Origin of the sequence: Streptacidiphilus sp. EB129 (assembly GCF_041262645.1) — a bacterium.
Lineage (GTDB): Bacteria > Actinomycetota > Actinomycetes > Streptomycetales > Streptomycetaceae > Streptacidiphilus.
In genome coordinates this window covers 365,454-390,488 of the sequence record NZ_JBGCCS010000002.1, presented here as the reverse complement: position 1 = coordinate 390,488, position 25,035 = coordinate 365,454, and the positions used below count along the sequence as shown (strand labels likewise).

The following is a 25,035-nucleotide window of genomic DNA, read 5'->3' as shown; positions in this document are numbered from 1 at the left end:
GGCAGCCCACCGTGGACCTCACCCCCGACCTGCCCGCCGCCACCGCGTACGACCACGCCCCACGCGACCGCACCCCTGACGACCAGACGCCGTACGATCAGACGCCGTACGACCTCGTCGGCATCGGCATCGGTCCGTTCAACCTCTCCCTCGCCGCGCTCGCCGACGGACAGCCCGAGCTGCGCACCCTCTTCCTGGACGGCAAGCCCGAGTTCCGCTGGCACCCGGGCCTGATGATCGATGGTGCGCGGATGCAGGTCCCCTTCCTGGCCGACCTGGTCTCGCTGGTCGACCCGACCAGCCCCTGGTCCTTCCTGGCCTACCTGCGGGCCCACGACCGGCTGTTCCCCTTCTACTTCGCCGAGCAGTCGCACCTGACCCGCCGTGAGTACCAGCACTACTGCCACTGGGCGGCCCGGTCCCTCCCCAACTGCCGCTTCTCCAGCCCGGTCCAGACCGTCGGCTGGGAGAGCGCCGACGGTCTGTTCCGGGTCGGGCTGCCGGCCGGCCGGAGCCTGCTGGCCCGCAATCTCGTCCTCGGCGTGGGCACGGAACCCGTCGTCCCCACCGCGTTCGCCCAGCTCCACGCGACGGGTGCGGTGCACCACGCCGAGGACTACCTCACGGTGCGCGACACGCTGGCGGCCGCCACTGACATCACCGTCGTCGGCTCCGGCCAGTCCGGCGCCGAGGTCCTCCTCGACCTGCTCCGGCGCCGCGGCGAGGCCACCACGCCGCATCTGCGCTGGATCACCCGGACTCCGGCCCTGGCGCCGATGGAGTACTCCAAACTCGGTCTTGAGCACTTCACCCCCGACTACACCCGCTACTTCCACGCGCTGCCCGAGCAGGTCAGGGACCGTCTGGTGCCGGCCCAGTGGCAGCTCTACAAGGCGGCCAGCGCCGACACCCTGGCGGGCATCCACGAGGCCCTCTACGACCGCACCCTCGGCGGCGCCGCGGCCGGAACCGAGATCCTGCCGGGCACCGAGATCACCGCGGCCGGGACCGGTCCCTGCGGTGGGCTCGAACTCCACTGCCGGCATCCGCAGAGCGGCGCGGTCCACACGGTGCGCACCGACACCGCCGTCCTCGCCACCGGGTACGCCGCCCGCCGCCCGGCGCTGCTGGGCCCGCTGGCCGACCTGGTCGACTGGGACGACCAGGGCCGCTACCGGGTCGACCTGGACTACCGGGTCGGCCTGCGCCCCGACGTCACCGGCTGCCTCTACGTGCAGAACGCCGAACTCCACACCCACGGCGTCGGCACCCCCGACCTGGGCCTGGGCGCGCACCGCGCGGCCACCATCCTCAACGCGGTCGCGGCCCGTACCGTGCACCGACTGCCGCCCCGCACCGCGTGGACCACCTTCGGCGCGCCGCCGCAGCCCTCGGGCGTACCCGTCCCGGTGCCCGCCGGCGCGGGCGGCACCGCCGCGACCCGGGGCTGAGCCCGCCGAGGCCGCATCTGTCGGTGCCGACCTCTACGCTGGGCGAGCCATGACTCAACTTCCCACGCCCAGCGAGGGCGACACCGACACCGTCACGTCCGACGCCTCCGACCAACCCGCGGCGCCCGTGCCCGCGTCCCGGATCGGGGAGCTGCTGCATGCCGCCGTCACCGCCGTCGGCGGTGTGGAGCGGCCCGGACAGGTCGCCATGGCCGAGGCCGTCGCGGCCGCCGTGGACGCGGGCGAGCATCTGCTGGTCCAGGCCGGCACCGGTACCGGAAAGTCCCTCGCCTACCTGGTGCCCGCCCTCGCCCACGGCGACCGGGTCGTCGTCGCCACCGCCACCCTCGCCCTGCAGCGTCAGCTGGTCGAACGCGATCTTCCGCGCACCGTCGACGCGCTGCAGCCGCTGCTGCGCCGCCGTCCGCAGTTCGCGATGCTCAAGGGCCGCTCCAACTACCTGTGCCTGCACCGGGTCCACGAGGGCGCGCCGAGCGACGAGGGCGAGGGGCTGTTCGATCCCGCCGAGGCGCTCGGCGGCCCCAGCAGCAAGCTCGGCAAGGACGTGCTGCGGCTGCGCGACTGGGCCGACGAGACCGAGACCGGGGACCGCGACGACATGTCCCCCGGTGTCTCCGACCGGGCCTGGGCGCAGATGTCGGTCAGCTCCAAGGAGTGCCTCGGTGCGAGCCGCTGCCCCTACGGCGGCGAGTGCTTCGCCGAGGCCGCCAGGGAGCGCGCCAAGCTCGCGGACGTGGTGGTCACCAACCACGCCCTGCTGGCCATCGACGCGCTGGAGGGCGCGCCGGTGCTCCCCGAGCACGAGCTGCTGATCGTGGACGAGGCCCATGAACTGGTCTCCCGGGTCACCGGCATCGCCACCGCCGAACTCACCACCGGCGCGGTCCACCGCGCGGTCAAGCGGGCCGCGAAGCTCGCCAACGAGAAGGCCGTGGACGCGCTGCAGGCCGCCGCCGAGAACTACCACGGGCTGATGGAGCTGGCCCAGCCCGGCCGGGTGGAGGAGCTCCCGGAGAGCATCGAGTACGCCGTCGCAGCGATCAGGGAGGCCTGCCGCACCGTCATCACCTCGCTGGGGGAGGTGCGGGACAAGGGCGTGACCGACGAGGACGCCGTTCGCAAGCAGGCCAGGGCATCGGTGGAGACCGTCCACGAGACCGCGGACCGGCTGCTCGACGGCTCCGTCTACGACGTGGTGTGGATCGAGGACAACGCCCGCTCGGGTCCCGGCGCCGGCTCGCTCCGGGTGGCCCCGCTCAGCGTGTCCGGGCTGCTGCGGGAGAATCTCTACAAGGAGCGCTCGGTCGTCCTCACCTCGGCCACGCTGAAGCTCGGCGGTGACTTCAACGGTGTCGGCCTCTCGCTGGGCCTCGGTCCGGAGGGGCGGCTGACCGCCGACCACCCGCAGGTGACGGCCGCTCCCGGCCGGGACGACGTGGGGGAGTCGCTGGACGAGGCCACCCCGCCCTGGCGGGCCATGGACGTCGGGTCGCCCTTCGACTACCCCCGGCAGGGCATCCTCTACGTGGCCAGGCACCTGCCGCCGCCCGGCCGGGAGCCGGACCGCCCGGCGATGCTGGACGAACTCGCCGAGCTGATCGAGGCGGCCGGCGGGCGCACGCTGGGTCTGTTCTCCTCGATGCGCGCGGCCAAGGCCGCCGCCGAGGCGCTGCGGGACCGGGTGCCCGGACGGATCCTGCTCCAGGGGGAGGACACCCTGGGCGAGCTGATCCGGGACTTCTCCTCCTCCACCGAGGACTGCCTCTTCGGCACACTGTCGCTCTGGCAGGGTGTGGACGTGCCGGGTTCGGCCTGCCAGCTGGTGGTGATGGACAGGATCCCGTTCCCGCGTCCGGACGACCCGCTGATGAGCGCTCGGCAGAAGGCGGTGGAGGAACACGGCGGCAACGGCTTCATGGCCGTGGCGGCCACCCATGCCGCGCTGCTGATGGCCCAGGGCGCGGGCCGGCTGATCCGCGCGGCGGACGACCGCGGCGTGGTGGCGGTCCTGGACTCGCGGCTGGCCACGGCCCGGTACGGCGGTTTCTTCCGCTCGTCCATGCCGGACTTCTGGTACACCACCGACCGCAACCAGGTCCGCCGCTCGCTCGCCGCGATCAACGCCTCCGCGCCGCCCCCCAAGGCCCGCTAAAAGGGGCGCGGGGAACTGCGCTGCCAACCGTCTACGATCTGCATGGTTGGCAGCGCGCGCAGTTGATCAAGCAGAGCCCCGCGCCCCTCAACAACTGCTACAGCCGCCGCAGTACTGCCACGACCTTGCCCAGAATCGTCGCGCTGTCCCCAGGAATCGGCTCGTACGCCGCATTGTGCGGCATCAGCCAGATGTGGCCGTCCTCGCGCTTGAGCCGCTTCACCGTGGCCTCGCCGTCGATCATCGCCGCGACGATGTCGCCGTTCTCGGCGACCGGCTGGCGCCGGACGGTGACCCAGTCGTTGTCGCAGATGGCGGCCTCGATCATCGAGTCGCCGCTCACCTTGAGCACGAACAGCTCCCCGTCGCCGACCAGTTGCCGCGGCAGCGGGAACACGTCCTCCACCGACTGCTCGGCCAGGATCGGCCCACCTGCGGCGATCCGGCCGATCAGTGGGACGTAGGAGGTGGCGGGGCGGCCGCTGGTGTTCTCCGGGACCGGACGGACCACGTCCATCCCCCGCACCTCGTAGGCGCGCGGGCGGTGCGGGTCACGCCGCAGAAATCCCTTGCGCTCCAGTGCCATCAGTTGGTGTGCGACGGAGGAGGTGCTGGAGAGGCCGACCGACTGGCCGATCTCCCGCATGCTCGGCGGGTACCCTCGCCGCTGCACCGAATCGCGGATCACCTCGATGACGCGGCGCTGCCGTTCGGTGAGTCCGGCTTCGTCGGTGCGGATCCCCGGAGGCCGACCGGGAAGGGACCGGGGGGGAATCGTGCCTGCGCGGTCTTCGGCTACTGAGTCGTCGCGAGTGTCCAAGGAGTGTCCCGAGGAGTTCGGTGCGGAGGCGCCGGTCGACTGTCCCGGAACGAATCCGGCGACGGTATTCCTGACGTCTTCCTGGCGGCGGATCTGGGTGGAGTGCTGGGAGCTTTCCTGCACCGGGACGGTGCTGCTTTCTGCGGTGGTCACGGCGGCCCCTCTCGACGGACGTTCTCCCTTGATTAGGCCAACGGTAGGTCCTATCGAAAGGTTGCGCCAAACACACGTTCGAGTGAATTATTGCCCAGGGGCCTGACGTGATCAAGGTTTCAGGTGTATGTCGCTGGACTTCATGCGATCGTTTGTTCGATCAAGAGGGTCTCACGGATCGCTTCGGCATGGGTCGACGACGGGCATTGTGGTCCGGTTCGGCGCCGCTGTCCCGTCGTCGACGCGCCGTCCCGGGCCATCCGGGTGATGTCGGAGCGGATCGCTCCCGTCCGCTCCCGGCTGACCTGCGGTGATCGCTGGGCGTGAGCTGCGGGCTACGACACGCCATGCGCCGAAGCTTGCCGCGCCCACCAGATCTAGTGGTTACATAGGTCCCGACGCCCACAGGTTGTGGTCCCCCCGGGGAAACGATCACTGAGCATCGCCTAGAATCATCACCCGGGAGCACCGCCCGAGGTGTCGAATCAGTGGAAGGGAACGGACATGCACTGCCCCTTCTGCCGGCACCCGGACAGCCGCGTGGTCGACTCGCGCACCACCGACGACGGCACCTCGATCCGGCGCCGCCGCCAGTGCCCCGACTGCAACCGCCGCTTCACCACGGTGGAGACCGCCACGCTGATGGTGGTCAAGCGCAGCGGGGTCACCGAGCCGTTCAGTCGGGACAAGGTGATCAGTGGCGTCCGCAAGGCCTGCCAGGGCCGTCCGGTCGGCGAGGACGCCCTCGCCGTGCTCGGCCAGCGGGTCGAGGAGTGTGTGCGGGCCACCGGTGCCGCCGAGCTCTCCACCCATGACGTCGGTCTGGCCATACTCGGCCCGCTGAAGGAGCTCGACGTGGTGGCCTATCTGCGGTTCGCCTCGGTCTACCGGGCGTACGAATCGCTGGAGGACTTCGAGGCGGCCATCGCGGAGCTCCGCGTGGACCGGCCTCCTGCGGCGGCAGAGGCGGGCGCGGTCGTGCCCGTCCCCCTGCCCGCCCCCGCGTCGCAGTAGCCGCACCGGCGGCTGTGCACGCCCACGACTTTTACGACACGACAGCTGACGCACGACGAGACAGCTGAAGCACCACTTGTGTGATCGCATGAGGGGCCCCGAGCGGCGTTCCCTCCTGCGCGGAATTGATTTGCGGACACGAAGGGCGCCCCCGGGAAGCAGTGGGGCGTTCAGGGCGTTTGCCCAGGAGGAGGCGGCAATGACGGACACCACCAGCGGTACCCGAGCGAACAAGGGCGGTGCGGCCAAGGGCGGCAAGGCCGTGGGCGCCAAGGCGGGTTCGGGTCTCCGGGTCGAGCGCATCTACACCACCCCCGGCGTGCACCCCTACGACGAGGTGACCTGGGAGCGGCGCGACGTCGTCATGACCAACTGGCGCGACGGCTCGGTGAACTTCGAGCAGCGCGGGGTCGAGTTCCCCGACTTCTGGTCGGTCAACGCCACCAACATCGTGACCAGCAAGTACTTCCGCGGCGCACTGGGCACCCCGCAGCGCGAGTGGAGCCTGAAGCAGATCATCGACCGGGTCGTCCTCACCTACCGTGCCGCCGGTGAGAAGCACGGCTACTTCGCCTCCCCGGCCGATGCTGAGATCTTCGAGCACGAGCTGACCCACGCCCTCCTCCACCAGGTGTTCAGCTTCAACTCGCCGGTCTGGTTCAACGTCGGCACGCAGCAGCCGCAGCAGGTCAGCGCCTGCTTCATCCTGGCTGTGGACGACTCCATGGACTCGATCCTGGACTGGTACAAGGAAGAGGGGATGATCTTCAAGGGCGGCTCCGGCGCCGGCCTGAACCTCTCCCGGATCCGCTCCTCCAAGGAACTGCTGACCTCCGGCGGCAACGCCTCAGGCCCCGTCTCCTTCATGCGCGGCGCGGACGCGTCGGCGGGGACGATCAAGTCCGGCGGCGCGACCCGCCGCGCGGCCAAGATGGTCGTGCTGGACGTGGACCACCCGGACGTCGAGGCCTTCATCGAGACCAAGGTGAAGGAGGAGGAGAAGATCCGCGCGCTGCGTGACGCGGGCTTCGACATGGACCTCGGCGGTGACGACATCACCTCGGTCCAGTACCAGAACGCCAACAACTCGGTCCGGGTCTCCGACGAGTTCATGACGGCTGTGGAGAACGGCACCGAGTTCGGCCTGCGGGCCCGGCTCACCGGCGAGGTCATCGAGACCGTCGACGCCAAGAAGCTGTTCCGCAAGATGGCCGAGGCGGCCTGGGCCTGCGCCGACCCCGGCATCCAGTACGACTCCACCATCAACCACTGGCACACCTGCCCGGAGTCGGGCCGGATCAACGCCTCCAACCCCTGCTCCGAGTACATGCACCTGGACAACTCCAGCTGCAACCTGGCCTCGCTGAACCTGATGAAGTTCCTCCGCGACGACGACACCTTCGACGCGGTGACCTTCGCCAAGGTCGTGGAGCTGGTCATCACCGCGATGGACATCTCCATCTGCTTCGCGGACTTCCCGACCCAGAAGATCGGCGAGACCACCCGCGCCTACCGCCAGCTCGGGATCGGCTACGCCAACCTGGGCGCGCTGCTGATGGCGACCGGCCACGCCTACGACTCCGAGGGCGGTCGGGCCCTGGCCGGCTCGATCACCTCGCTGATGACCGGCACCGCCTACCGGCGCGGCGCCGAGCTGGCCGGCATCGTCGGCCCGTACGACGGCTACGCCCGCAACGCCGAGCCGCACCAGCGGGTCATGCGCCAGCACGCGGACGCCAACGCCGCCGCCACCCACGCCGACGACCTGGACAGCCCGATCTGGGCCGCGGCCACCGAGACCTGGCAGGACGTGCTCCGCCTCGGCGCGCAGAACGGTTTCCGCAACGCCCAGGCCAGCGTGCTCGCACCCACCGGCACCATCGGCCTGATGATGGACTGCGACACCACCGGGGTCGAGCCCGACCTCGCCCTGGTCAAGTTCAAGAAGCTGGTCGGCGGCGGCTCGATGCAGATCGTCAACGGCACCGTGCCGCGGGCGCTGCGGCGCGCCGGCTACCAGCCGGAGCAGGTCGAGGCGATCGTCGCGCACATCGCCGAGCACGGCCATGTCGTGGACGCCCCCGGCCTGAAGGCCGAGCACTACGAGATCTTCGACTGCGCCATGGGCGAGCGGGTCATCTCCGCCATGGGCCACGTGCGGATGATGGCGGCGATCCAGCCCTGGATCTCCGGCGCCATCTCCAAGACCGTGAACATGCCGGAGATCGCCACCGTCGAGGAGATCGAGGAGATCTACTTCGAGGCGTGGAAGATGGGCGTCAAGGCGCTCGCGATCTACCGCGACAACTGCAAGGTCGGCCAGCCGCTCTCGGCCAAGACCAAGAACGACGGCAAGGGTGAGGTCGCCGCCGCGGTCGAGGTCCCCGCCGTGGTGGAGAAGGTGGTCGAGTACCGCCCGGTTCGCAAGCGCCTCCCCAAGGGCCGCCCGGGCATCACCACCTCGTTCACCGTGGGCGGCGCCGAGGGCTACATGACCGCCAACTCGTACCCGGACGACGGCCTGGGTGAGGTCTTCCTGAAGATGTCCAAGCAGGGCTCGACCCTCGCGGGCATGATGGACGCCTTCTCCATCGCCGTCTCGGTCGGCATGCAGTACGGCGTGCCGCTGGAGACCTACGTCTCGAAGTTCACCAACATGCGCTTCGAGCCGGCCGGTCTGACCGACGACCCGGACGTGCGGATGGCGCAGTCGATCGTGGACTACATCTTCCGCCGCCTGGCGCTGGACTTCCTCCCGTTCGAGACCCGCTCCGCGCTGGGCATCCACTCCGTCGAGGAGCGCCAGCGCCACCTGGAGACCGGCTCCTACGAGCCGACCGACGAGGACGTGGACGTCGAGGGCCTGGCCCAGTCCGCTCCCCGCGCGGTCGCCGGGCCGCCGCAGGCCGCTCCGGCCCCGGTGCCCGCCCCGGCCGCGGTCCAGCCGCTGCCGACCCCGGTGGTGCACAACTCCACCGAGCTGCTGGAGCTTCAGCAGGGTATCAACTCCGACGCCCCGCTCTGCTTCTCCTGCGGCACCAAGATGCGCCGCGCCGGCAGCTGCTACCTCTGCGAGGGCTGCGGCTCCACCAGCGGCTGCAGCTGACACCCGCAAGGGGGTGGCGCGCAGGGTGTGACCGGTCCTTGATCGGTCGGTGGGGCGGTGGCCGAGGACGAGGCCACCGCCCCACCGCCGTTCGTGCCTCCGGCGACTCCGGTACGTCCGGGTCGGCTGCGGACGAGCGGGTGCCGGACCGGCGGCTAGGGTGGTCGTTATGGCGCGTCCACACCGCATTGTGCTGGTCAGGCACGGGGAATCGCAGGGGAACGTCGACGAGACGATCTACGAGCGGATTCCCGACCACGCGCTGGAGCTGACGGCGCGCGGACGGGAGCAGGCACGGGCCGCCGGGGAGGAACTGCGGCGGTTGTTCGGTGCGGAACCGGTGCAGGCGTATGTCACCCCGTATGTGCGCAATCGGCAGACCTTCGCGCTGCTGGGGCTCAATCCGACCCGCATCCGGGTGATGGAGGAGCCCCGGCTGCGCGAGCAGGACTGGGGCAATCTGCAGGACGCCGAGGACATTCGGCGGCAGCGCAAGGCGCGTGACGCCTACGGGCATTTCTTCTACCGGTTCATCCAGGGTGAGTCGGGCGCCGACGTGTACGACCGGGTGGGTGCGTTCTTCGAGACGCTGCACCGGAATTTCGAACGTCCCGACTATCCGCCGAATGTGCTGCTGGTGACACACGGACTGGCGATGCGGTTGTTCTGCATGCGCTGGTTCCACTGGAGCGTGGAGGAGTTCGAGGCGCTGTCGAATCCCGACAACGGCGAGAGCCGGACCCTGCTGCTGGGCCCGGACGGCCGCTACACGCTGGACCGGCCCTTCGACCGCTGGATCTGAGGACTCCGCAGTACGGCTGCCGACTCACCGGCCAGCGCCGCATCGAGGGCGGCGTCCGCGTCCAGCAGTGGCAGCCGGACCGGACCCGACGGAAGGCCCTGCCGGCGCAGCAGCGCCTTGGCTGTCACGGCACCGGGGGCGGTTCCCATCATTGCGTCGATCAGCGGAAGCAGCCGCTGGTGGCAGCGGAGGGCCGCCCGGGTGTCGCCCGCGGTGTAGGCGTCGAGGACGGCGCGGGTGGCCTGCGGGGCGGTGTTGGCGACCGTGCTGACGGCGCCGACCGCCCCCACGGCGTAGAGGGGGAGATTGAGCTCGTCGCTGCCGGAGTAGTAGTGCAGTCCGGTTCGGGCGATCAGCTGGGCACTGGTGCCCAGGTCGTAGCTGCAGTCCTTGACGGCGACGATCCGCGGGTGGTCGGCGAGGTCGAGCAGGGTGTCGCGGGTGAGGGCGACGCCGGTGCGGCCGGGGATGTCGTAGACCATGACCGGCAGTGAGGTGGCGTCCGCGACGGCGCGGAAGTGCCGGCGGATGCCCTCCTGGCTGGGCTTGCTGTAGTAGGGGGTGACCGCCAGCAGGCCGTGCGCCCCGGCGCGTTCGGCGGCCCGGGCCAGGTCCACGCTGTGGCGGGTGTCGTTGCTGCCGACCGCCGCGGTGACCCGGGCGCGGTCCCCGACGGCTTCGAGCACCGAGCGCAGCAGGGTGTCCTTCTCCGCGTCGCTCAGCGTGGAGCCCTCGCCGGTGGTGCCGCTCAGCACCAGCCCGTCGCAGCCCTGGTCGACCAGATGGGCGGCCAGGGTCTGGGCGCCCGCAGGGTCCAAGCCGCCGTCGGGCCGGAACGGCGTGATCATCGCCGGGCAGATGCGCCCGAAGGGGAGCTGCATGGTGGTCCGTTCGCTGCGGGGTCGGTGGTCGGCGGCGCGCGCCTGTCCAGAATGCGGTGACCCGGCCGTCGGGGACCAGCGCGGATTCCTGAGCCGCACCGTTCAGCATCGGTGAACGATCGCCTGACGACGCTTTCCGTCGGCGAACCGGACGCGCGCTTGTGCGTCCGGCCGGGTCGGCGGCCGGGCGATTGTCAGACCCGGGCGCGACGATGTCGGTATGAGTACCTGGAATGAGACCGAGGTTGCCGCGCCCGAGCTCGCCGCCGCCGTGCGGGGGCGGTTCGAGGCGCACGGGATGGGCCTGATGGCCACGCTGCGGCGGGACGGCTCGCCGCGGATCAGCGGGATCGAGCCGCTGTTCGCGCTGGGGGAGCTGTGGCTGGGCATGATGCCCAACTCGCTCAAGGGCGCGGACCTGCGCCGCGATCCCCGGTTGGCGCTGCACAGCGCCACCGAGGACAAGGACGTCACCCGGGGCGACGCGAAGATCGCCGGCCGGGCGGTGGAGGTGACCGCGGCCGGGGTCAAGCAGGACTACCTGGAGGCGTTGAGTGCCGCGACCGGTTTCGAGCCGGCCGAGTGCGACGTGTTCCGGGTCGAGGTCACCGGGCTCTCGATGATCCAACCGGCGGGTGACCACCTGGACATCCACGCCTGGGTCGAGGGCGGTGAGGCCCGGCTGCTGCAGCGCAGTTGACCGGGCGGCGGCACAGCGGACCGGGTGGCCGTCCCCGGCGGCCTTCCGGCCCGGCGTTCCGACCGCCCTCGCGGTGTGGCCGCCCCCGGCGGACTGGGATAGTGGAGATACCGCAGGTTCCCCTGTGCACCCGCCACTGACACAGCCCGTACGGACGGACCCCCACCATGCCGGTCACACCCCCGACCCACAGCGTCGAACGGTCCCTGCGCAGGGCCGGAGCGGCGGTGGTGGCCGGTGTCGACGAGGTCGGCCGGGGGGCCTGGGCCGGGCCGGTGACGGTCTGCGCGGCGGTGACCGGCCTGCGCCGCCCGCCCGAGGGGCTGACCGACTCCAAGCTGCTCACGGTGCGCCGGCGCACGGCGCTGGCCCCGGTCCTCGCCGACTGGGTCACCGCCTACGCGCTGGGCCACGCGTCCCCGCAGGAATGCGACGACCTGGGCATGACGGCCGCGTTGCGGCTCGCCGCCGTGCGCGCGCTGGAAGCCCTCCCGGAGCGTCCGGACGCGGTCATCCTGGACGGGAAGCACGACTACCTGGGCGGCCCGTGGACGGTGCGGACGGTGATCAAGGGCGACCAGTCCTGCGTCTCCGTCGCCGCCGCCTCGGTGCTGGCCAAGGTGCAGCGGGACGGCCGGATGGCGGAGCTGGGCGAGGACTGCCCGGCGTTCCGCTTCGCGGACAACGCGGGCTACCCCTCGCCGGTGCACCGCGCCGCGCTGGCCGAGTTCGGGCCGACCGGGCATCACCGGCTGTCCTGGTCCTACCTGGAGGACCTGCCCGCGTGGAAGCATCTGCGGACCTCCCGGGTACCGCTGGAGGCGGAGGGTATCGAACAGCTGTCACTGGGCTTCTGACGGCTCGTCGGCAGCTCGGCGGGGGTGGTGACAGCAGAGTCACAGGACCCCCTATCGGCTGTTCGACCGCAGCGAGTAAGCTCTGCAGCGCTGTGCGGTGCCATCCGGTGTGCCGCCAGATTCTGCCGAGGAGCTGGAGATCCACAAGACCGCCCCGGGCCCTCATGTTCCATCCAACGACGAGACGGACGCGACAGGCCGCCCCATGCCTTCCATTCCTTCCCTGCCTTCTGTGACCTCGAACTCCCATGCTGCCGGGGCCGCGCGGCCGATCCCGCGTCCCGGACCGCCTCGCGTTCCCAAGCCGGGTCCCGCCCCGCGTCGCCCGGCTGCCCCGGTCCACCCGCAGCCGGCCGCGGCCGGCGTCGCTGCCGGTCCGGAGATCCAGCGGGTGCCCGCCGTCGCGGCGCAGGCGCTGGGCCGTGCGGACGACACCGTGGACCTGCTGCTCGACGCGGGCCGGGCGCCCGGCCAGATTCTGGTGCTGACCACCGGTGAGCGTCACCCGTGGCAGGTGCACGAGGAGTCGTTCGGGACCGACCACTACTGGGCGCAGCTCGACGACGCCGCCGATGTCTTCTACGCGGACGCCACGCAGTGCCGGCCGGTGCGCCGCGAGGTCGTGGTGCTCGCGGTCAACGGCGGCTCGTCGGCCGTCGCGCAGCAGGCGCTGGCCGCAGCGCTGGAGCGGGCCACGGCGCTGGTCGTGGTGTGCGGTGAGGCCGGCGCGGCCTAGTCGGCGCACCGCGCGGCCCGGGTCAGCGCACCGCGCTCCGGGCGGGTGCCGGAGCCAGGGCCCGGAGCGGCTCGGACGGGCCGAGTTCGGGGTCCGGCAGCGGGCGGAGCGGCAGTGAACTGACGGTCCGTACGGTCTCGGTGGCCCAGGAGCCGGCATGCGGGGTCCGGCCGCTGCGGCGCTCCCCGATCACCTGCCATCCGGCGTCGGTGAGCGTGACGTAGGCGCCGAAGCGCAGCCCGTGCAGCATGCTGGCGTCCCGGAGCGCCCACATCCAGGCGCCGTCCTGCTCGGTCCACTCGGGGCCGCCGCGACGGCACTGCAGCAGCACCGCCGTCCTGGCCGGACGGGCGCGGCGAAGCTCGTGCGGGACGATCCGGCGCAGGTGCGTCAGGATCGCGTTGCGGTACTGCCAGCCGTCCCCGCTGCCCAGCCGCGCCGCGAAGGAGGCGCCCGCCACGATGTGGTCGTCCTGCTCCAGTACCCCGAGGACGGCGGTGCCCGGCTGCGGCCGGTGCACCCGGTGCAGTTCGGTGACCAGTTCGCGCGGCGCGCGCAGCAGCGGCGGCCCCGCCTTGGCCCAGTCCGACGGGTCGATACGGCGGGTGCCCGCGGAGCCGGGGAGGCCCGGGACGTCGGTGTTGCCGGAGCCGTCGGGGAGGTCGAGCAGGCCGTGGGACCGCACCGGGGTGAAAGGGTTCAGCGGGTTCAGCGAGTTCGCGGCCGCACCGGCGCGTGCGCCCGGCATCGCCGGGTGGCGTGCCGCGCCGACGGGCCTGTCGCTGCCGGGGTCGATGCTCAAGGCCCTCCTTCCCCGTGCCCGTGCGGGCACCGTCGCATCCGGTGACAAGGCGCTTCTCCAGGAACGCACCCGACCGGGACACCCGCCAATTCTCACGTCCCGGGCCGAATCGGGCAACGGCCTGCCTGCCCGATACATCCGCCATCGGATGATCTGCCGCCTATATTCCAGCACGGATCCCGATCTTGCTACCGCAGTCGCCGCGCGGAACGCCCGTGGTCGCCGGTGCCGTCACCCCTGTTGCGCAAGTACCAGTGGCAGTACCCCGCCCGCCCCGGCCCGGCGCAGCAGCAGGGCGACCACGGCGATGGTCCACCCGCTGTCGGTGGAGTCGTCGACCAGGAGCACCGGGCCGTCGACGGTGACCAGGGCCCGGGTGAGCTCGTCCGGCAGTACGAAACAGCCGTGCAGCGAGCGCAGCCGCTGGGCGCTGTTGCTCCGCGAACCCGGTGGGCGCTCGCCCGGCGCGTACTCGACGCGACCCAGCAGCGGCAGCCGGCCGACCCGGGCGACGCCCGCGCCCAGGCTCTCCACCAGCTGCGGTCGGGTGCGCGAGGCGATGGTCACCACCCCGGCCGGGCGGGCGGTGCGGCCGCCGCCGTCGGGGCCGGCCCAGCCGCCCGGGCCACGGGCCCAGTCGGCCAGCACGGTGACCACGGCGTCGAGCACCTCGGGCGGGACCGGGCCGTCGGGCGCGCCCGGCGCGAGCAGGCCGCGTAGCCGGGTGCCCCAGCCGATGTCCGAGAGCCGGCCCAGCGCCCGGCCGGGCGCTGCCTGCTCGCCGGGGGCGATCCGGCCCTTGAGGTCGATCCCGGCCGCGGCCAGGGCGGTGGGCCACTGCCGGCGCGGCTCCAGTTCGATGCCGGGGCGTCCCAGCGCCGCCCGCGCGGCGCCGAGGGCCTCGGCGGAGACCTCCGGCGAATGCCGGACGCCGGTGCAGTTGTCGCAGCGCCCGCAGGCGGCCGCCTGCTCGTCGTCGAGCTGGCGGCGCAGGAACTCCATCCGGCAGCCGTCCGTGGCCGCGTACTCGAGCATGGCGCGCTGTTCGACGTCCCGGGTCTCGGCCACCCGCGCATAGCGTTCGGCGTCGTAGGCCCAGGGGCGGCCGGTGGAGATCCAGCCGCCGCGAACCCGGCGCACCGCGCCGTCCACGTCCAGGACCTTCAGCATGGTCTCCAGCCGGGTCCTGCGCAGATCGACCCGGGCCTCCAGAGCCGGGGTCGACAGCGGCAGCGGCAGCCCGTCCGCGTCGGTGTGCCCGGCCAGAGCCGTCAGGGTGGCCCTGACCTGCTCCTCGGGCGGGAAGGCCAGCCCGGAGAAGTAGCGCCAGATGGCCTGGTCCTCGGTCCCCGGCAGCAGCAGCACCTCGGCCCGCTTGATCCCGCGCCCGGCGCGGCCGACCTGCTGGTAGTAGGCGATCGGGGACTGCGGCGAGCCCAGGTGGATCACGAAGCCGAGGTCGGGCTTGTCGAAGCCCATGCCCAGGGCGGAGGTGGCGACGAGGGCCTTGACCCGGTTCGCGAGCAGGTCCGCCTCGGCGCTGCGCCGGTCGACGTCCTCGGTGCGCCCGGAGTAGGAGGCGACCGGGAAGCCGCGCTGCCGCAGGAAAGCGGTCACCTCCTCGGCGGCCGCCACGGTCAGGGTGTAGACGATGCCGGAGCCGGGCAGCTCGGCCAGGTGGTCGGCGAGCCAGCCGAGCCGATGTGCCGGGTCCCCCAGTGTCAGCACGCCCAGGGCGAGGCTCTCCCGGTCCAGCGGGCCGCGCAGCACCAGCGCCGCACCGGGCCTGTCGGCGCCGTCATCACTGCCCCCAACGGCGCTGTCGCCGGTGCCGGTCGTGGCGCTCACCCCGGTGCCCAGCTGCTCGGCGACGTCGGCGGTCACCCGGGCGTTGGCGGTCGCCGTCGTCGCCAGGACCGGGACACCGGCCGGCAGGTCCGCGAGCATGGTGCGCAGCCGCCGGTAGTCGGGGCGGAAGTCGTGGCCCCAGTCGGAGATGCAGTGGGCCTCGTCGACCACCAGCAGCCCGGTGGCGGCGGCGAACCGGGGCAGCACCTGGTCGCGGAAGTCGGGGTTGTTCAGCCGCTCGGGGCTGACCAGCAGGACGTCGACCGCCCCGGCGGCCACCTCGGCCTGGACCGACTCCCACTCGTCGGCGTTCGCGGAGTTGATGGTGCGTGCGGTGATCCCGGCGCGGGCGGCGGAGTCGATCTGGTTGCGCATCAGCGCGAGCAGCGGCGAGACGATGACGGTGGGACCGGCTCCGGCCGCCCGGAGCAGCGCGGTGGCCACGAAGTAGACCGCGGACTTCCCCCATCCGGTGCGCTGCACCACCAGTGCCCGGCGGTGGTCCACCACCAGTGCCTCGATGGCGCGCCACTGGTCCTCGCGCAGCCGCGCGTCGCCGCCGGCCAGCCGACGGAGCACGGCGTCGGCGCGCTCGCGTACGGCCGCGCGGTCGTCGAGGGCCGGGTGGCGCGGGGGAGTGGTCCCCGGGGTGTCGTCCATGCCCCCATTCATAGCCGCTCGGTCCGACAATCCACGAACGGCGAACGGTCCCGCGGGCGGCGAGCGGCGGATTTCACCACCCCGAGTGAGCAGGTTTTCCCCACCCGTCGAGTTGTCCACAGCCTGGCCGTGAAGGCCGTCACGGGCTTGCGGAGGCGGCCATCCTCGTCCCATGAACCAGCACGAGCTCCCTCCTCCCGACTCCTTCGACCACCCGGTGGTGCGGATGAGCACCCCGGCGGACGTCGTCGACGCGCTCCCGTACCTGCTCGGCTTCTTCCCCAGCGACAGCATCGTCGCGCTGGGTCTGCAGGGCCCGCGCCGTCGGCAGGGCGGCACGGTCAGGATCGACATCCCCGAGGCCGAGGCCTGGCCGGCCGCGGCCGAGGAGGTCGCCCGCTTCCTGGTGGCGCTCTCCGAGCACCGCGACCGACGGCCGGACGCGGTGATCCTCTACCTGTGCCGGGATCCCGGGCCCGGCGCGGACGGCCGTGCGGTCACCGAGGAGCTGCGGCCGCTGGCGACGGCGCTGTCCGAGGCGTTCGCCGCGGTCGGCGTCCCGGTGCACGAGTCGCTGTGCGTCTCGGACGGCCGCTGGTGGTCCTTCAGCTGCGGGGACGCTGGCTGCTGCTCCCGCGACGGCACCCCGGTGGCGCGTGAGGGCGTGACCTCGGCCGTGGCCGCGGCCGCCGCCTATGCCGGGATCCAGGTCCGCGGGAGTCTCAAGGAACTGCACGCGGAGCTCGCGCCGGTCGGCGCGGCCACGGCGGAGACCCAGCTGCGCGCGTTCGAGGAGGCCGTGCCCGCCCTGGTCGACGAGCTGTCCCGAAGCGGCGGGAGGGAACGGGTGCTGGAGCGCACCGCCGAACTGGTGGACGCGGCGGTGGCCCGGTTCCGGGCCGGGGCCCAGGAGCTCCCGGCCGCCGAGGCGGCCCGGTTGATCCTGGGGCTGCAGGACCGGCAGGCCAGGGACCGGGCGGCGGAGTGGCTCGATCCGCCCGATGTGGCCCATGCCCAGCAGCTGTGGCGCTTCCTGGCGCGGCGCTGTTCGGCTCCGTTCGACAGTCATGCCGCGGCCCCGCTGTCGCTGCTCGGCTGGACCGCCTGGGTGACCGGCGATCAGGTGACCGCCCGGATCGCCCTCGGGCGGGCGCTGGCGGCGGATCCGGACTACACCTTCGCCCGGCTGCTCCATCAGGCCGTCAACGCGGGCGCGGAACCCGGGTCACTCTGTACCACCCTGCGCGCCGAGCGGCGGGCCCGGCAGCAGCGCGCCGGCCGGCCGGGCGCCCGCCAGGGGGACGGCTGCCGGGAGGACGCGCGCCGGGAGGACGGCTGCCGGAGCCGTCGGCAGGGCGGTCGCCGCGGCGGCCGGGACGGTGGTCCGGAGGGCGACCCGTGCCGCTTGCTGCCCACCCGGCGGCTGCGGCGGAGACGGGCGCATACGGGTGGGGATGTTTATCGTCAGTGAGACGACTATGATCGCGTCCATGTCGCGCTACGATCCGTCGGCCTTCCCTCCCTTCGCGGTCACCGTCGACCTGGTGGTGTTGACCGTTCGGGACCACGCCCTGTGTGCGCTGATGGTGCGCCGGGGCGAGCCGCCGTACCAGGGCTTCTGGGCACTGCCCGGCGGTTTCGTGCGCCCTGACGAGGGCCTGATCGAGGCGGCGGCCCGGGAACTGGCCGAGGAGACCGGACTGCGCACGCACGGCGCCGCCGGCCAGGGCCCCGGGGTTGGGGCACATCTGGAGCAGCTGGCGACCTACGGCGATCCGCAGCGCGACCCGCGGATGCGGGTGGTGAGCGTGGCCCATCTGGCGCTCGCCCCCGACCTGCCCACCCCGCGTCCGGGTGGGGACGTCCGCAGCGCGCGCTGGGCGCCGGTCGAGGAACTGCTCGGCCGGGGCGACGGCGACGGGCTGCTGCTGGCCTTCGACCACACCCGGATCCTCGCGGACGGCGTGGAGCGGGCCCGCTCGAAGATCGAGTACTCCTCGCTGGCCACCGCCTTCTGCCCGGCCGAGTTCACCGTCGGCGAACTGCGGCAGGTCTACGAGTCCGTCTGGGGTGTCTCGCTCGACCCTCGCAACTTCCACCGCAAGGTCACCGGTACTCCCGGGTTCCTGGTGCCGGCCGGTGGGACCACCACCCGTCAGGGCGGCCGTCCCGCGCAGCTCTTCCGGGCCGGCGGGGCGACGGTCCTCAACCCGCCGATGCTGCGGCCTGACGCGCCGTAGAGGGCAATACCACGCACAGTAACTAAGTCGGTCTATCGTGCTGGCTACGGGCGGAGGAAGGCTGCGCACCGGCATCGCGAGGTGAAGCACGATGTTCCAGGCCATCGGACTGACCAAGAGCTACCGCCGGGGACGTCCCCCGGCACTGCTCGACCTCTCTTTCGACGCCCGCGGGGGCCAGGTCACCGCGGTGCTCGGGGCTGAGGGCTCGGGACGGTCCACGCTGCTGCGGCTGGCCCTGGGGCTTGAGCGCGGGCAGGGGGCCGCGCTCTTCGACGGCCGCCCCTACCGGCGGCTTCGGCGGCCGGAGCGCGAGGTCGGGGCGGTGCTGGCGGGCCCCGGGCAGGTCGCCGGGCACCCGGGCCGGCAGGCCAGGGCTCATCTGCGCATGGTCGCCGCCGCGGTCGGCGTACCGGCCAGGCGTGCCGACCAGCTGCTGGAACAGACCCGGCTCGCCCCGGCGGCGAGCCACCGGCTGCGTACCTACTCGCCCGGGATGTGCCGTCGGCTCGCCCTCGCCGAGGCCCTGCTGGGCGATCCGAAGACGCTGCTGCTGGACGAGCCGACGCTGCACCTCTCGCCCAAGAACAGCGAGTGGTTCCACGCCTTCCTCCGCGCCTTCGCGGCGGGCGGCGGAACGGTCCTGATCAGCCTGCGCAGCCCGCAGGAGGCGGCGGTGCTGGCCGACCACGTGGTCACCGTGGAGCTGGGACGGCTGGTCGCGGATCAGCCGGTGACGGAGTTCGTCCGCACCCGGCTGCGGGACGAGGTCTCGGTGTGCGGCCCACAGGTCGGCCGGCTGGCGGACCTGCTCGCCGGGTCCGGAGCTGCGGTCCGCCGGGAGGGCGGGACCCGGATCTCTGTGGCGGGCGCCTCTCGGACCGAGATCGGTGAGCTCGCCTACCGGCACGGCATCCTGCTGCACGAGCTCGCGGACCGCACCGTCGAGGACGCGTCGCCGGGGTTCGCCCGCTGGCAGGCCGCCCCGCAGCCGGCGCGGCAGTCCGCTCCCCAGGCCGCGGCCCGGAGCGCAGCGCGGTCCGGGGCGTCGGCGCACACGGGTCGGCGGTCCGGCCCGCACACCGCCACGCCGGTCGCCGGGCAGATCGGTTCGGCGGAGGAGCCGGTGCCCTCCCTGTTCACCGAGCCCGCCGAGACCGTCGTGCTGCTGACTCCGGGCAGCGCTGTCGCCGCCTCCGTGGTGGGCGGCGGTCCCGCCCGGATGCGCGCCAACGGCAGCCTCAGCTCCGTCAGTGGTCCGCTCTACCGCGACGAGCCGACCGCCCCTCTCGACCGAAGCGAGTAACTCCCGTGCACGCACTCACCTACGAGCGGCGCCGGCTCACCGGTGTCCGCTCCACCTGGCTCGTCCTGCTGGCGGTGCTCGTCGTCGATGCCGGGATCGCGCTGCTGACCGTCCGTCAGCCGGCGCTCGCCGATCCGGTACGGGTGCTCACCGCCGGGGTCCCGCTGCTGCCGCTGCCGATCGCCGCGCTGGGCGCGGGCGCCGTCGGCGCGCTCTCCTACGGACACGAGGTCCGCTACCCGACCCTGCGTCCGCTGTTGCTGCCGGCCCGGCGCAGGTTCCGGCTGCTCTGCGCCAAGCTGGTCGTGGTGGGTGTCTTCTCCGCGCTGCTCGGCGCGCTGACCCTGGCCCTGGATGCCGCGGTGTTCGCGGCGGTACTCCACCGCGGCGTGCCGCTCGCGCCCGCGCTGGGCGGATACCTGGCCCTGGTGGTGGCCGGTGGGCTGACCGGACTGCTGGCCGCGGGCCTGCTGCGCAGCGCGTCGGCCGGGCTGCTGCTCCTGCTGACCGTCCCGGTGCTGGCCGAGCCCGCCGTCAGCGCGCTGCGCAGCAGACGCCTGGTCGGCTCGGGGCCGGCTCTGGCCCGGTGGCACGCGCTGTTCCCGGTCGACAGCCGGCATGCCTGGCTCTACGGGGCGTTCAGCGGACTGCACAGCGGTGTGCCGCTGTCGACGGCGGGGCTGCTGGCCCTGGTGCTGGCCCCGGTGGTGCTGCTGCTCGCGGTGTACCTGCTGGTGCTGCCCCGCCGACGCGGAGTCTGACACTCCGTTGCCGGGAGCCATCCCTGCGTGACCGCGTAGCGGTCACAAAAGCTCCCTTGATTGCCCATAAAGAGCAATAGATGGGGACAAAACGTCAATTGTTCAATGACGGCCGATCACCCTTTCGTGTGCTTTTCACGAAAGTCCTCAAGCTGTGCTCCGCCATGGCCGACAAAGGAGACGTGAGTACCGTTGCGCATCCCCCCATGACCACCGCTCGCCTGGCCGCAGAGACGGCCCGCTCCGGCGCCGGCGAGCTGGACCGCTTCCCGATCGGCGAACGCACCGCCGATCGGGCCTTTCCCGAGCGCGGCGCGCCCGGACCATCGCTGCACTGGGACAGTCCCGAGCCCGAGCTGAGCCGCGCGGGACGCCGGGCCTCGGGCAGCCGAGGCCGGGGGTTGCACGGCCAACTGGTGCAGCAGCTCGGCCAGATGATCGTCTCCGGGGACCTGGGCGCGGACCGCCCGCTGGTGCCCGAGGAGATCGGTCAGCGCTTCGAGGTGTCGCGCACCGTGGTCCGTGAGTCCTTGCGGGTCCTGGAAGCCAAGGGCCTGGTCAGCGCCCGTCCCAACGTCGGCACCCGGGTGCGTCCGGTCGCCGACTGGAACCTGCTGGACCCGGACATCATCGAGTGGCGCGCCTACGGTCCGCAGCGTGACGACCAGCGCCGGGAACTGTTCGAGCTGCGCTGGGCCATTGAGCCCCTCGCCGCGCGGCTCGCCGCGGGCCACGGCCGGGACGAGATCCACCAGCGCATGGTCGACATGACCGAGATCATGGGCCACGCGGTCGGCCAGGGCGACCAGGTCACCTTCAGCCGGGCCGACGCCGAGTTCCACACCCTGCTGCTGGAGCTGGCCGGCAACCGCATGCTGGAGCACCTGGCCGGCATCGTCGGCTCCGCGCTCACCGTCTCGGGAAGCCCGGTCACCGCCTGCGAGCGGCCCTCCGAGCCCTCGGTCGGTCTGCACAGCCGGCTGGTCGAGGCGCTCGGCACCGGAGACGGCACCGCGGCGGAGGCCGCGATGCGTGCCCTGCTCACGGTGCACCCCGAGGTCGACCACGTGGTGCCCGCCCCGCGCGAACACTGAGAACGCCGCGAACGCCGCGAAGGCCAGGAACGCCCGAACGCCCGTACGCCGCGAGCCGCCGCCCCACCCGGGACGGCGGCTCGCGGCGTTCGGGCCCGTGCGTCCGGCCCCGCCACGCCCGCCTCGCCTGCGCCGCGCCCGCCTCGGACGTTGCCCCCTGCCTGCCGCCTCGGACGGGCCCCGACTGCCGTCGCAGGGCCTCTCTCGCCCGCATCCCGCAGTCAGCCTGATGGGGGTGTCCATCACTGGATCAGGCGACTGCCGGAATGCGGGCCCATCCCCGGGCGTTCAGCTGGGTACGACTTTCGGAGGCACTGTGACTTGCGCCACGAAAGGAAGGCGTAACACTTCTCCGCCGCCAGCGATGTCTACGGAGGTAGCGGCACTACGGAAGCCCGCCACCCGCACCATCCTGCGGCTCCACCCTTCACTGCAGTCCAGCTTCAACTCTTCAGAGGTCGGCCCCTCCGGGCCGGATTCTGTCCACTCACGTCCGAGAGGTTGTTCGTGTCGGCCAGCACATCCCGTTCGCTCCCCCCCGAAATCGCAGAGTCCACCGCGTTGATGGCACTCATCGAACAGGGCAAGGCACAGGGGCAGATCGCCGGCGATGACGTGCGCCACGCCTTCGAGGTTGACCAGATCCCGGTCACCAAGTGGAAGAACGTCATGCGAAGCCTCAACCAGGTCCTCGACGAGGAGGGTGTGACGCTGATGGTGAGCGCCGCGGAGTCTTCCGCGCCCAAGCGCCCCCGCAAGAGCGTCGCGGCCAAGAGCACAGCGACGAAGGCGACCGCGACCAAGGCTGTGCCCGCACGCACCGCCTCCGCGGTCACCACGACCCGACCGGCGGCGCCCCGCGTCGCCGCCACGACCACCAAGGCGGCTCCCGTGGTGAGCTCGGCGAGTACGGTCGACGACCTGGACGAGGGGGCGCTCACCGTCGACGTGGCCGCGGCCCCGGCCAAGAAGGCCGTCGCGAAGAAGGCAGTGGCGAAGAAGGCGGCTCCGGCGAAGAAGGCCGTGGCGAAGAAGACCGTCGCCGGCAAGGCGGGGAAGTCCGATGACGAGGCCGGCGCCGAGGACGAGGTGCTGGAGGAAGCCGGGACCGTCAAGGCCGACGGCGAGCCGGCCGAGGGCGAGGAGGAGTCGCAGGGCTTCACCCTCTCCGACGACGACGAGGACGACGCCCCGGCCCAGCAGGTCGCCGTGGCCGGTGCCACCGCCGACCCGGTCAAGGACTACCTCAAGCAGATCGGCAAGGTCCCGCTGCTCAACGCCGAGCAGGAGGTCGAGCTCGCCAAGCGGATCGAGGCCGGTCTCTTCGCCGAGGACAAGCTGGCCGCCGCCGACAAGCTGGCCCCCAAGCTCAAGCGCGAGCTGGAGATCATCGCCGAGGACGGCCGCCGCGCCAAGAACCACCTGCTGGAGGCCAACCTCCGGCTGGTCGTCTCGCTGGCCAAGCGCTACACCGGTCGCGGCATGCTGTTCCTGGACCTGATCCAGGAGGGCAACCTCGGTCTGATCCGTGCGGTCGAGAAGTTCGACTACACCAAGGGCTACAAGTTCTCGACCTACGCGACCTGGTGGATCCGTCAGGCCATCACCCGCGCCATGGCCGACCAGGCCCGCACCATCCGCATCCCGGTGCACATGGTCGAGGTCATCAACAAGCTGGCCCGGGTGCAGCGCCAGATGCTCCAGGACCTGGGCCGCGAGCCCACCCCGGAGGAGCTGGCCAAGGAACTCGACATGACCCCCGAGAAGGTCGTCGAGGTCCAGAAGTACGGCCGCGAGCCCATCTCGCTGCACACCCCCCTGGGTGAGGACGGCGACAGCGAGTTCGGTGACCTGATCGAGGACTCCGAGGCCGTCGTGCCCGCCGACGCGGTCAGCTTCACCCTGCTCCAGGAGCAGCTGCACTCGGTGCTGGACACCCTGAGCGAGCGCGAGGCCGGCGTGGTCTCGATGCGCTTCGGCCTGACGGACGGTCAGCCGAAGACGCTGGACGAGATCGGCAAGGTCTACGGGGTGACCCGTGAGCGGATCCGCCAGATCGAGTCCAAGACCATGTCCAAGCTGCGCCACCCGTCGCGGTCCCAGGTCCTCCGCGACTACCTGGACTAGTCAGGACTGTCCGGCCCGCCCCGTCCGCGGACGGGGCGGTCGCAACCGGCAGGGGCCTTCGCCCCTGCCGGTTTTTGCGTGCCGTCACCCCTCGAAGGGATGTACCCGACGTCGGGGGCGCGTCATCCGACCCCGGAGCGTCGCCATCCGCCTACGCTGAGCGGCGACCATGCGGTGAGACGGAACGGCGAAGGGCAGCGGGTGGCGGTCAACAAGCGTGCGGCGGATGGTGCCGGGACGGCGGGGGAACCGCGCGGGAGGAGGCGCCGGGCCCTGCTGGTCCTGCTCGCCACGCTGCCCGTCGCGGTCGGCAGCCTGCCCGGCCCGGCCTATGCGGCCCTGCGGATCATCGGTGGCGGCGCGACCAGCACCGAGCAGCACCCCTGGATGGTCGCCCTGGCCAGCCGGGCCACCTACGGCGACAGCCGCTCCGGCCAGTTCTGCGGCGGGACCCTGGTCTCCCCGACCAAGGTGGTCACCGCGGCGCACTGCCTCTACGACGAGTCCACCCTGCACCGCTACGACCGGCCGGACCTCAGGGTCCTGGTGGGGCGCAGCGATCTGACCGGATCGGCGGGTTCCGAGGTCCCGGTGTCCAGGGTATGGGTGGACCCGGACTACGACATGAACACCAACATGTGGGACGTGGCGGTGCTCACGCTGGCCGTGCCGCAGCCGGACCGGGCGGTGCTGCCCATGGTCGGGCAGGGGGAGACCGCCCCGTATCTGCCGGGGACCATGGCCACCGTCTACGGCTGGGGGGACATCCACGGCAACGGGGACTATCCGGCGACGCTGCACGCCGTGCAGCTGCCCATGGTCGCCGACGCCACCTGCGCCCAGGACTACACCGGCGCTCCGGACGGCACCTTCAGGGCCGGCGCCATGGTCTGCGCCGGCAATCAGAACACCGGAGGCCGGGACGCCTGCCAGGGCGACAGCGGCGGCCCGCTGGTGGTGGCCGGCCGGCTGGTCGGCCTGGTGTCCTGGGGCACGGGCTGTGCGGAGCCGGGCCACCCGGGGGTGTACTCCCGGCTCGCGGCGATGGCGAACGCGGTGCGCGACCAACTGTGACCCGACGCACAGTGTCGCCCCGGCTCGCCCTGCCCAACTGACGGAGTGTGGGCTGGTGCACTGTGACATACAACACAGCCGCAAGGACACGCAGAAGGCCGGGCGGTGAACCTCTGGTTCGCCGCCCGGCCCGGTGCCGCTCTTCAGCTCGTCATCAGGGCCGCCAGTCGCCCGGCCCGGTTGAGCGCCTCGGCGCTCCTCGCTACTCGTCGCCTGCGAATGCGGGTGCGGCCGTCAGCCGGCCGGTCTCGTCCTGTATCTCAGCTGCGATCTTCTTCAGCTCGGGCTCGAACTTGCGGCCGTGGTGAGCGCAGAAGAGCAGCTCGCCGCCGGATGCCAGCACGACGCGCAGGTAGGCCTGGGCGCCGCACCGGTCGCAGCGGTCTGCTGCGGTCAGCGGGCTCGCGGGGGTCAGAACTGTAGTCACGTC

Annotated in this window: 20 protein-coding genes; 15 read left to right on the top strand and 5 right to left on the bottom strand. The window is 72.2% G+C overall.

Annotated features, from left to right (window positions below):
• The first annotated feature begins 11 nt into the window (after positions 1-11).
• Positions 12-1,451, top strand: a complete 1,440-nt coding sequence (locus tag ABH925_RS03940; protein WP_370145350.1) for a lysine N(6)-hydroxylase/L-ornithine N(5)-oxygenase family protein — start codon at positions 12-14, stop codon at positions 1,449-1,451.
• A 127-nt stretch (positions 1,452-1,578) separates the two neighbouring features.
• Positions 1,579-3,624: an ATP-dependent DNA helicase gene (locus tag ABH925_RS03935; protein WP_370145422.1), complete on the top strand. Its 2,046-nt coding sequence runs from the start codon at positions 1,579-1,581 to the stop codon at positions 3,622-3,624.
• A 97-nt stretch (positions 3,625-3,721) separates the two neighbouring features.
• On the opposite strand, the gene lexA is transcribed toward ABH925_RS03935, so the two are convergent.
• Complete coding sequence (lexA, locus tag ABH925_RS03930; protein WP_370145421.1) at positions 3,722-4,444, bottom strand: transcriptional repressor LexA; 723 nt, start codon at positions 4,442-4,444, stop codon at positions 3,722-3,724.
• A 657-nt stretch (positions 4,445-5,101) separates the two neighbouring features.
• On the opposite strand from lexA, the gene nrdR reads away from it, so the two are divergent.
• The 3 genes from nrdR to ABH925_RS03915 all read left to right on the top strand — a co-directional run bounded on the left by nrdR (position 5,102) and on the right by ABH925_RS03915 (position 9,519).
• Entirely contained in the window at positions 5,102-5,611 is a 510-nt protein-coding gene (gene nrdR, locus ABH925_RS03925) for a transcriptional regulator NrdR (protein ID WP_370145349.1), read from the top strand.
• Positions 5,612-5,810: 199 nt separating this feature from the next.
• Complete coding sequence (locus tag ABH925_RS03920) at positions 5,811-8,717, top strand: vitamin B12-dependent ribonucleotide reductase (protein ID WP_370145348.1); 2,907 nt, start codon at positions 5,811-5,813, stop codon at positions 8,715-8,717.
• Between the two features lie 169 nt (positions 8,718-8,886).
• Positions 8,887-9,519, top strand: a complete 633-nt coding sequence (locus ABH925_RS03915) for a histidine phosphatase family protein (RefSeq protein ID WP_370145347.1) — start codon at positions 8,887-8,889, stop codon at positions 9,517-9,519.
• Here the strand turns inward: ABH925_RS03915 and dapA are convergent.
• Positions 9,483-10,400 (bottom strand): 4-hydroxy-tetrahydrodipicolinate synthase, encoded by a 918-nt coding sequence (gene dapA, locus ABH925_RS03910; protein ID WP_370145346.1) that lies wholly within the window; start codon positions 10,398-10,400, stop codon positions 9,483-9,485. The two genes, ABH925_RS03915 and dapA, sit on opposite strands and share 37 nt — an antisense overlap.
• Before the next feature lie 220 nt (positions 10,401-10,620).
• On the opposite strand from dapA, the gene ABH925_RS03905 reads away from it, so the two are divergent.
• The 3 genes from ABH925_RS03905 to ABH925_RS03895 all read left to right on the top strand — a co-directional run bounded on the left by ABH925_RS03905 (position 10,621) and on the right by ABH925_RS03895 (position 12,693).
• Positions 10,621-11,100, top strand: a complete 480-nt coding sequence (locus ABH925_RS03905; protein ID WP_370145345.1) for a pyridoxamine 5'-phosphate oxidase family protein — start codon at positions 10,621-10,623, stop codon at positions 11,098-11,100.
• Positions 11,101-11,267: 167 nt separating this feature from the next.
• Positions 11,268-11,957, top strand: coding sequence for a ribonuclease HII (locus ABH925_RS03900; protein ID WP_370145344.1), 690 nt, complete (start codon positions 11,268-11,270; stop codon positions 11,955-11,957).
• Between the two features lie 232 nt (positions 11,958-12,189).
• The gene (locus ABH925_RS03895; RefSeq protein ID WP_370145343.1) at positions 12,190-12,693 is read left to right on the top strand and encodes a hypothetical protein; all 504 of its coding nucleotides are present in this window, start codon (positions 12,190-12,192) and stop codon (positions 12,691-12,693) included.
• 22 nt (positions 12,694-12,715) lie between these two features.
• Here ABH925_RS03895 and ABH925_RS03890 read toward each other — a convergent pair whose 3' ends face one another.
• Positions 12,716-13,495 (bottom strand): hypothetical protein, encoded by a 780-nt coding sequence (locus tag ABH925_RS03890; protein WP_370145342.1) that lies wholly within the window; start codon positions 13,493-13,495, stop codon positions 12,716-12,718.
• 231 nt (positions 13,496-13,726) lie between these two features.
• Positions 13,727-16,003, bottom strand: coding sequence for an ATP-dependent DNA helicase RecQ (locus ABH925_RS03885; RefSeq protein WP_370145341.1), 2,277 nt, complete (start codon positions 16,001-16,003; stop codon positions 13,727-13,729).
• Between the two features lie 172 nt (positions 16,004-16,175).
• Here ABH925_RS03885 and ABH925_RS03880 point away from each other — a divergent pair, with 172 nt between their 5' ends.
• From ABH925_RS03880 to ABH925_RS03850, 7 genes are all read left to right on the top strand, one after another.
• Positions 16,176-17,474 carry a DUF4192 domain-containing protein gene (locus ABH925_RS03880; protein ID WP_370145340.1) on the top strand — a complete coding sequence of 433 codons (1,299 nt, stop codon included), beginning with the start codon at positions 16,176-16,178 and terminating at the stop codon, positions 17,472-17,474.
• A 19-nt stretch (positions 17,475-17,493) separates the two neighbouring features.
• Entirely contained in the window at positions 17,494-18,243 is a 750-nt protein-coding gene (locus tag ABH925_RS03875) for an NUDIX domain-containing protein (RefSeq protein ID WP_370145339.1), read from the top strand.
• Positions 18,244-18,334: 91 nt separating this feature from the next.
• A complete protein-coding gene (locus ABH925_RS03870; protein ID WP_370145338.1) occupies positions 18,335-19,549 on the top strand; it encodes an ATP-binding cassette domain-containing protein in 1,215 nt (404 codons plus the stop codon).
• A gap of 5 nt (positions 19,550-19,554) precedes the next feature.
• A complete protein-coding gene (locus tag ABH925_RS03865; protein ID WP_370145337.1) occupies positions 19,555-20,310 on the top strand; it encodes a hypothetical protein in 756 nt (251 codons plus the stop codon).
• Positions 20,311-20,438: 128 nt separating this feature from the next.
• Positions 20,439-21,404 carry a FadR/GntR family transcriptional regulator gene (locus tag ABH925_RS03860; RefSeq protein ID WP_370145336.1) on the top strand — a complete coding sequence of 322 codons (966 nt, stop codon included), beginning with the start codon at positions 20,439-20,441 and terminating at the stop codon, positions 21,402-21,404.
• A gap of 507 nt (positions 21,405-21,911) precedes the next feature.
• Positions 21,912-23,531, top strand: coding sequence for an RNA polymerase sigma factor (locus tag ABH925_RS03855; protein WP_370145335.1), 1,620 nt, complete (start codon positions 21,912-21,914; stop codon positions 23,529-23,531).
• A gap of 201 nt (positions 23,532-23,732) precedes the next feature.
• Entirely contained in the window at positions 23,733-24,605 is an 873-nt protein-coding gene (locus tag ABH925_RS03850) for a trypsin-like serine protease (RefSeq protein ID WP_370145334.1), read from the top strand.
• Between the two features lie 202 nt (positions 24,606-24,807).
• Here the strand turns inward: ABH925_RS03850 and ABH925_RS03845 are convergent, their stop codons facing one another.
• Positions 24,808-25,032: a hypothetical protein gene (locus ABH925_RS03845; RefSeq protein WP_370145333.1), complete on the bottom strand. Its 225-nt coding sequence runs from the start codon at positions 25,030-25,032 to the stop codon at positions 24,808-24,810.
• Between the last annotated feature and the right edge of the window lie 3 nt (positions 25,033-25,035).

Bases quoted from the DNA above. Each gene is read 5' to 3' on its own strand.
- nrdR (WP_370145349.1), top strand. From the start codon at position 5,102: ATGCACTGCCCCTTCTGCCGGCACCCGGACAGCCGCGTGGTCGACTCG.
- ABH925_RS03920 (WP_370145348.1), top strand. From the start codon at position 5,811: ATGACGGACACCACCAGCGGTACCCGAGCGAACAAGGGCGGTGCGGCC.
- ABH925_RS03915 (WP_370145347.1), top strand. From the start codon at position 8,887: ATGGCGCGTCCACACCGCATTGTGCTGGTCAGGCACGGGGAATCGCAG.
- dapA (WP_370145346.1), bottom strand. From the start codon at position 10,400: ATGCAGCTCCCCTTCGGGCGCATCTGCCCGGCGATGATCACGCCGTTC.
- ABH925_RS03905 (WP_370145345.1), top strand. From the start codon at position 10,621: ATGAGTACCTGGAATGAGACCGAGGTTGCCGCGCCCGAGCTCGCCGCC.
- ABH925_RS03900 (WP_370145344.1), top strand. From the start codon at position 11,268: ATGCCGGTCACACCCCCGACCCACAGCGTCGAACGGTCCCTGCGCAGG.
- ABH925_RS03885 (WP_370145341.1), bottom strand. From the start codon at position 16,003: ATGGACGACACCCCGGGGACCACTCCCCCGCGCCACCCGGCCCTCGAC.
- ABH925_RS03880 (WP_370145340.1), top strand. From the start codon at position 16,176: ATGAACCAGCACGAGCTCCCTCCTCCCGACTCCTTCGACCACCCGGTG.
- ABH925_RS03875 (WP_370145339.1), top strand. From the start codon at position 17,494: ATGTCGCGCTACGATCCGTCGGCCTTCCCTCCCTTCGCGGTCACCGTC.
- ABH925_RS03870 (WP_370145338.1), top strand. From the start codon at position 18,335: ATGTTCCAGGCCATCGGACTGACCAAGAGCTACCGCCGGGGACGTCCC.